This window comes from Microbacterium sp. GXF6406 (genome assembly GCF_054798215.1).
Map to the genome: position 1 here is coordinate 1 of NZ_JBSJZH010000057.1, position 1,301 is coordinate 1,301.

1 protein-coding gene is annotated in these 1,301 nt (G+C 65.3%); it reads right to left on the bottom strand.

The window, feature by feature from the left end; genetic code table 11:
- Positions 1-3: 3 nt before the first annotated feature.
- The coding region (locus tag ACWAUG_RS13575; protein ID WP_460802832.1) for an ISL3 family transposase at positions 4-1,301 on the bottom strand (1,298 nt) is incomplete at its 5' end.

Here is a 1,301-nt window from a genome sequence, read left to right on the forward strand (position 1 = left end):
GGCTCATCGCAATCGAGGGTGTAGGTGGGGTCTGAATCCTCCGGCTTCGAGTAGCGATCTGGCAACATAGTTCGTCAGGTTTCGGAAGCCGAGCGCTGAGCCTCTGAGGTGTTCGAGGCGGCCGTTGATCGCCTCTGTCGGCCCGTTGCTAGTGCCGGGGCGGTCGAAGTAAGCGAGCACGTCAGCGGCGCGTTGTTTCAACGTTCGGCCGAGGCGGCGGATCTCGATCAGCGCGGTGGGAACACCGCTGGTGACCGAGTCGATGACGGCCTGCATCATCTGCTTGCCCTTGGTCTTGTCCGGTTCGCGGTAGGCGGCAACGATGCGCTGGTAGATTCCCCAGGTCGCTTCAACCTCAACATGATCATCACCGGTGAATAGTGCTTGAAGGCGTGCGCGTTGCTTGTCGGTGAGGAGGCTGTCGCCGGTGTGCAGGGTGCGGCGGGCCTTGTAGAGCGGGTCGCCCGAACGGCCTCGATGCCCGAGCGTGGCCTGCTGAACGCGTTGCCGGCACCGATCCAGCCCGTCGCCGGCGAGGCGGACGACGTGGAACGGATCCATCACGGGGACCGCGTCGGGCAGCTCTTCGGCGGCGGCGGTCTTGAAGCCGCTGAACCCGTCCATCGCGACGACCTCGATCCGATCTCGCCACTGTTTCGGCCGCTGCGCGAGCCACTGCTTGAACACTGCCTTCGAGCGTCCCTCGACCATGTCCAGCAGTCGCGCGGGGCCGGTCTTGTCCCGCACGGGGGTGAGGTCGATGATGACCGTGACGTATTTGTCGCCCTTGCGCGTGTGACGCCAGACATGCTCGTCGACACCGATGGTGCTCACGCCGTCGAAACGGTGAGGGTCATCGATTAGACGTCGCTTGCCTTCGGCGAGGATCGCGCTGTTCGCGGTATGCCAGGACACCCCGAGCCCGGCGGCAGCACGAGAGACGGTGAGATGGTCGACCACGAGAGCTTCCAACGCCCACCGCACCCCGCTTCGGGAGATCTTCGCCCGCGGCGACGATGCCTTCGACATGTCCTGCCGCCAGGTGCGCTTGCAATGATCACACCGGTATCGACGAACCCGAACCTGCAGCGTCGTGGGCCGGTGACCGAACGGCTCATGCGCAAGACGACGAATCACCGTATCCCGAATGACGCCCTCGGCGCCGCACCCCCGACACCACGGATCAGCCTCAACGGCCCGGCACTCGATCACCGCCCGATCCGGCTCCAGGCGCTGCCCGACAGCTTGCAGGCCGAGCTCGTCAAGGCGACAGAAGGTGGTCAGATCGGGCGCGGCAAAGG